7 protein-coding genes are annotated in these 4,235 nt (G+C 69.3%); 1 reads left to right on the forward strand and 6 read right to left on the reverse strand.

Going from position 1 to position 4,235, the window contains the following annotated elements; all coding sequences use genetic code 11:
* A partial coding sequence (locus FXN61_RS47665) for a hypothetical protein (RefSeq protein WP_376770825.1) occupies positions 1–319 on the forward strand: 319 nt, incomplete at its 5' end.
* 46 nt (positions 320–365) lie between these two features.
* On the opposite strand, the gene FXN61_RS47670 is transcribed toward FXN61_RS47665, so the two are convergent.
* The 6 genes from FXN61_RS47670 to FXN61_RS47695 all read right to left on the reverse strand — a co-directional run.
* Positions 366–1,316, reverse strand: coding sequence for a WXG100-like domain-containing protein (locus tag FXN61_RS47670; RefSeq protein WP_167980370.1), 951 nt, complete (start codon positions 1,314–1,316; stop codon positions 366–368).
* Positions 1,303–1,635 carry a type VII secretion target gene (locus tag FXN61_RS47675; RefSeq protein WP_167980371.1) on the reverse strand — a complete coding sequence of 111 codons (333 nt, stop codon included), beginning with the start codon at positions 1,633–1,635 and terminating at the stop codon, positions 1,303–1,305. Before FXN61_RS47675 ends, FXN61_RS47670 begins: the two co-directional genes overlap by 14 nt.
* Positions 1,632–1,955: a YbaB/EbfC family nucleoid-associated protein gene (locus tag FXN61_RS47680; protein ID WP_167980372.1), complete on the reverse strand. Its 324-nt coding sequence runs from the start codon at positions 1,953–1,955 to the stop codon at positions 1,632–1,634. The genes FXN61_RS47675 and FXN61_RS47680 overlap by 4 nt, the downstream gene beginning before the upstream one ends.
* A 125-nt stretch (positions 1,956–2,080) precedes the next feature.
* Positions 2,081–2,725 (reverse strand): winged helix-turn-helix domain-containing protein, encoded by a 645-nt coding sequence (locus FXN61_RS47685; protein ID WP_167980373.1) that lies wholly within the window; start codon positions 2,723–2,725, stop codon positions 2,081–2,083.
* A 65-nt stretch (positions 2,726–2,790) separates the two neighbouring features.
* Positions 2,791–3,468 (reverse strand): helix-turn-helix transcriptional regulator, encoded by a 678-nt coding sequence (locus FXN61_RS47690; protein WP_312878561.1) that lies wholly within the window; start codon positions 3,466–3,468, stop codon positions 2,791–2,793.
* A partial coding sequence (locus tag FXN61_RS47695) for a hypothetical protein (protein ID WP_167980374.1) occupies positions 3,465–4,235 on the reverse strand: 771 nt, incomplete at its 5' end. The genes FXN61_RS47695 and FXN61_RS47690, both read right to left, overlap by 4 nt.

Below are 4,235 nucleotides of genomic sequence, written 5' to 3' on the forward strand. Positions count from 1 at the left end.
CGAGAGCCCGGCATGGCCGCCGTCCCCGATGGCGCACGGGATGGCGGGTGGAGCGGGCGGCACCGGTGTCGCGCCGAAGCCCGGCGACGCGGAGAAGCCGGTGCGGCGCACGGCGAAACCACCCCGCGCGGTTCCTGGTGTGCCGCCGGAACTGCGTGGCAGGGCGGGGAAGCTGGACGGCAGGCAGTCGTTCCTCTTTCCGGCGGCCCGACCCGTCACCCGTGACTCGGACGACGAGAGCGTGCAGCTGGTCGACGAGGACCTGTGGCAGGCAGGCGACACCGATCGCGCGGCGATCACCAGGCCACACAACCGCTGAACACACTTCGCAGTGCGAAACGACACTGGGGCCGGAAGTGTGTTCATCAGCGAGGCAGGTAGTTGATCCCCTCCATCACCATGTTCTTGCCCGCCGTGGCCTCCCCCGCGATGTCCTTGGCATCGTCGACGGTGTCGTTGTTCACGAACAGATCGATCGCTGACGGAGCCTGAGCGAGGACGTCGGCCGCACCTGCCCCGATGTCCACCATGCTCGGAGCCAACCTCGACGCGTCGCCCGCGGCCTCCACGACCGCACCCATCGTCCGCACACCAGGAACCAGTCCGACCACGTCACCGCCCAGGCCGACCCAGGCGCCCTCTTCGTCGTAACTGCCGGTGGCAATCATGTCCGTGGCATGTGCCGCGAGCGCCACGCCTCCGGCCAGAACCGCGACCGGGGCCGCGAACGGTGTCAGCACCGGGATCAATGCCAGTCCACCGGCAACAGCGGACACCATTCCCGCGATGTCGCCGACCGCCCCCAGCGTCGTGTCGGTGTCCGGCGCGTCCGCTGGTGCCTGCAGTCCCTGTGTCTGGCCCGCAACCAACGCTTTCAGGTCCTGGGCGACCTTCTGCGCGAACTCCTGCTGCCGTGCCGGACCGGACGCGCCGTACATGGGATTGGCCAGCTGCAGATAGGCCGGCAGGTTCATCTCGATGTTCTGCACGATGGCTGTTTTCACGTCGGTCAACGCCTTCGCGTACCGGTCGGCCAGCGCGGCCTGCTGTTCGCAGTCGCGTTTCTGGCTTTCCAGCGTCACCGCACCGTTGCCCAGCTGCTGCCCGGTCGCCTGGCCGCCCTGGTCGCGCCATGCCTGCCGGGACGCCTCGCGCGCGTTCGAGAGCTCCGTGCCCGCGAGGTGGGCGGTTTCTCCCGCCTTGCGCCAGTCTTCGGCGAGTTTGGTGACATCCTCCTCGTTGTCCGGCGGCCAGATGGTGTTGTCGATCGATTTGACGGCGGCCCACAGCTCGTTGGACGGCTCAAAGACGGCCATCGGCCTCACCCGCCTGCTGCACCGCGTCGTGTGCCCTGGTGTCGGCCGCGTCGTACTCCCGCGCGGACACGTGCATGCCGTCCGCGAGGTCGCCGGTGCCCTGGACGAACTTGGTGGCCTTCTCGTTCAGGCTCTGGACTCCCGGGTTGAAACCGGAGAGGAACGCCGCTCCCATCGGCCCCTGCCCGAGACCTCTGGTACCCGATGCGGTCGCCGACATGAATCCACTGTGGAACGTGTCCGCCGCGTTGCGCACACCGGCCGCCGTGCCGATGACGGCGTCGGGCTCCATGTCCGCGCCGTCGCTCGGGTTCGTCATTTCTGGATCTCCTTCCGGGTCAGCTCCAGCTGCCGCATCGTCAGCTCGAACGCGCGGGCGTCGGCCGCGGCACGGCCTGACCGGTAGACACCGGTGATCGCCTCGGACAACGCCTTCGAGTCCGGGTGGCGGAAGAGCCTCGGGTCCAGTTCGAGGTCCATCAGGTCACCCCGTGCGTTGACCGTCGCGACGATCAGGCCGTCGTCCGACTCCGCGACTTCCACGACCTCGGCGAGCTCGCGCTGGATGGCGCGGATCTCGGCCGCCAGCCGGTCGAACTGCACAGGTTCATAGGTCAACAGCACCCGTTGTGTTTCCACGTTGCCTCCCGCACGCACCCAGTACTGGTCGATCTCAGCTTGCTGGGGTGGTGCGGCAGGACGGGCCTGATGACCGCTTCCGGCCAGAGGAACACGGAAGCGCGGTGATCAGTCCACAGTAGAACTCAAGCGCAGCGGTAACCCACGCCGCGCACGGTCTGCACCAAGGGAGGAGGGCCGATCTTCTGCCGCAGCACTGTGATCACGACGTCCAGCACGTTCGACGACGGCCGCACCTCGGCGTCCCACGCGGCCGCGATCAGGTCGTCGCGGCGCACAGGTTGCCCGGCGGCGGCCACGAGGCGTTCCAGCACCGTGAACTCCTTGACCGTCAGGTTCAGGGCCCGGCCCCCACGGGTGGCGGTCCGCCTGGCGAGGTCCAGCTCCACGTCGCCGTGGCGCAGCACCGGCCGTGGTGCGACCGCAGTCAGGCGGCACAGGCTGCGCACCCGTGCGATCAGTTCCGGCATGGCGAACGGTTTGACCAGGTAGTCGTCGCCGTAGGGCAGACCCTCAACCGGGTTGTTGATGCCGGTCAGGAACAGCACGGCGGCACCCCAGCCGTCCAGGCGGCGGTGCTTCACGTAGTGCAGCGCGTCCCCGGACGGCAGGACCCGGTCGAAGATCACGCAGTCGTAGGTGTTCACGAACAGCGCTTCGTCGGCCTCAGGCAGGTCGGTGGCGATGTCGACGGCGAAACCCGCAGCGCGCAGTGAGGTTTCCACAGCGAAACGGATGTCCTCGTCGTCTTCGGTCACCAGAACGCGCACAGTGATCGACGCTAGTGGCAAGCCCGCAGTCCCTGCCAGGTCTATTTCGCGCCCAGTGGGACACCTCACGGCGGCACCGCGACGCACCCGTCCGGACGCGAAACATCAGCTGGCGTGGTCGAGCAACCAGCCGCGGTCGGCCGCCTTGGCGCCTGCCTGGAACCGGCTGCGCGCGCCAGCCGGTCCATGAGCTGGGAGACCGTGCGGCGGACGGTGCGCACGGAGATGTTCAGCCGCGCCGCGGCCGCCTCGTCGGTGCAGCCGGCGAACAGCAGCGTGAGCAGCTCGCGTTCCCGGTCCGTCACGTCCCCTGCGGACGCCACCGCCGCAGTGAACGGCACCGCGGTCTGCCACATGCGCTCGAAGAGTTCGACCGTGGTCGTGACGACGCTGGCCAGTTCGAACGCGGCGACCGAGTCGCGGCGACCTGCGGGCAGCACGGTCAGCGTGCGGTCGACGATCAGCGCGTCCAGCGGGACCTTCGGCATCGTCCGGATGTCCGCTCCTGCCAGCGCCAGCGCGCCCAGGCGGGCCGAGATGCCGTGCGCAGTGCGGGCGTGGTCGGGTACCAGGACCCGGTAGCGCACGCCGCGGCGCAGGTTGTCGTGGTCGGCCTGGTGGAACAGGACCGGACGGCCGGTCAGCGACCTGGCGATCATCACCTCGCTGGTGGCCGAGGCCAGCTTCGCTTCCACACCAACGGAAACCGGCGAGTCGGAGCGCACCAAGGACAGCGTGTTCACAGTGATCCCCCTCCAATGGGCAAGGTGGCGGCGACCGCGCTCGCGTGCCGTCCGTCGAGTCGTTCCAGGCGCACACCGCGGCGTGCGCAGACGTGCGAGAGTTCTGCGGCCGCGGTGGTGATCGCGGCGTGAGTAGTGGTGGCGATCCGGAGCACGGCACCGCCATCGGGGCCGGTCGTCACGGCCGCGGTGAGCGCCACGCCCGGTGCCGCGTCGAGCAGTTCGCGCAGCAACGGCCACCTGGCGTCGCCGATCCCGCCGAACCCTGCGAGCCGGAAACCGGACTGCACCACGGATCCTGCGCGCCAGAACGCCCAGCTCTCGTGCAGCAGTCCCCGGCCGGAACCGGTGTGGGTCAGCGCCACCACGGTCGAGCGAACGTCCTTTTCGGACAGCACGTCCACGCCCTTGAACTTGCGGCGCACCGTGTTCGTGAGCATCGCGAGCAGCACGTCGTCGTCGAACACCGCGCAGTCGCGTTGTGCGCGAATCGCGAGCCACCCGCGGGGAGCGCGGTCCCGGACAGGGCCGGCGTGCAGCACGAGCCGTCCCGTCATGCCCTCGGCCTCGAACGACAGCAGGTCAGAGGTCAGGTCGGGGCGCAACACCACGGTCAGCCCGGAAGGTCCGCTCAGCAGACCCGCCGAGCGGTCACCGAGCTCGGCGGTCAGCAGGCGGCCTTCAGGAGCCAGCAGGTCGAACAACGCCTCCGGCTCGTGCTCGGGGCTGCCGACGTCGTGGGTTCGGCGGCGCAGCTGGTGCCCCAG

Source organism: Lentzea indica, from assembly GCF_012184385.1.
Classification (GTDB): domain Bacteria; phylum Actinomycetota; class Actinomycetes; order Mycobacteriales; family Pseudonocardiaceae; genus Lentzea; species Lentzea indica.

What these genes read in the sequence shown, in the direction of transcription:
- FXN61_RS47675 (WP_167980371.1), bottom strand. Translation starts at nt 1,635, where the DNA reads ATGACGAACCCGAGCGACGGCGCGGACATGGAGCCCGACGCCGTCATC.
- FXN61_RS47670 (WP_167980370.1), bottom strand. Translation starts at nt 1,316, where the DNA reads ATGGCCGTCTTTGAGCCGTCCAACGAGCTGTGGGCCGCCGTCAAATCG.